The organism is Streptomyces diastatochromogenes (assembly GCF_002242805.1).
Classification (GTDB): domain Bacteria; phylum Actinomycetota; class Actinomycetes; order Streptomycetales; family Streptomycetaceae; genus Streptomyces; species Streptomyces diastatochromogenes.
Genome location: NZ_MCGQ01000189.1, coordinates 1 through 839 on the forward strand (window position 1 = coordinate 1; position 839 = coordinate 839).

Consider the following 839-nt stretch of genomic DNA (forward strand, 5'->3'; position numbering starts at 1 on the left):
GGCGCGACGCTGGGCTTCGGTTACCACTACGGCACGGATCTCGTTGCCGGCGTGGTCTTCGCGCTCACGATCGAGGCAGCTCTGCGCTCGCACGAACGCGGCTGGGACAGGTCAGGAATCCTGCTGGTCACCCACGGCGCAATGGTCTTCGCCGCGCTCTTGATGTCCTATCGCTATCTGCCGATGGAGATGGCCACACATCCGTGGGTCTTCGGGCCACTTCTCATTCTGGCGATGGCCTCAGTGGTTCACGGCTACATACGGACCACCACACTGTGGGAACCGAAGGCTGCACCAGCGCCGCAACCGGAACCGCAACCCGAGCTGGTTTGAATCATGTTGCATCAGGTTGCGGGCTGTGCGCTTCCCGAGTTGCAGGAGAGCGGGATCAGACCGTCTGGGGTGCGCGGGCGGGCGTGTTTCTCGGCCCGGAACCTCGTCTCAGGCCACGCGGCATGTTTGCTGGTACGGGCGTAGACGAGATAGACGGCGACCTGGGAGTTCTCGATTCGCCCGGCCGTGCCGGTGTACTGCGGTTCAGCCCAGCACAGCGGGTGCTGCATGCCGTGCGGGATGGTTTCCCGGGCCCACTCGGCGATCGTCCAGCTGCTCTTGCGGGGCAGATCGGCGAGCAGCCCAAGCACCAACCGCCCAGCCCGCTGCCGTGGTCCGACCCCTGCGAAGCGGCCCGCGATCCGCGCCATCGCCTCGAAACAACTCACGATGGTCAACCGTGACCTCAGCCGTGCCCATGCCGGCTCCACCAGCGCTATCGGGTGGCCCTCGCCGAAGTGGTCAGGCGGGGTAGCCGACCGCCAGCCGCACGGATACGGTCAGCC

The 839-nt window shown here is 66.2% G+C and carries 2 pseudogenes; one reads left to right on the forward strand and one right to left on the reverse strand.

The features are described from left to right. A pseudogene (locus BEK98_RS47550) lies at positions 1-333 on the forward strand (inositol phosphorylceramide synthase); the annotation flags it as partial. A 116-nt stretch (positions 334-449) separates the two neighbouring features. On the opposite strand, the pseudogene BEK98_RS47555 reads toward BEK98_RS47550, so the two are convergent. After that, positions 450-704, reverse strand: a pseudogene (locus BEK98_RS47555) (IS701 family transposase); the annotation flags it as partial. Between the last annotated feature and the right edge of the window lie 135 nt (positions 705-839).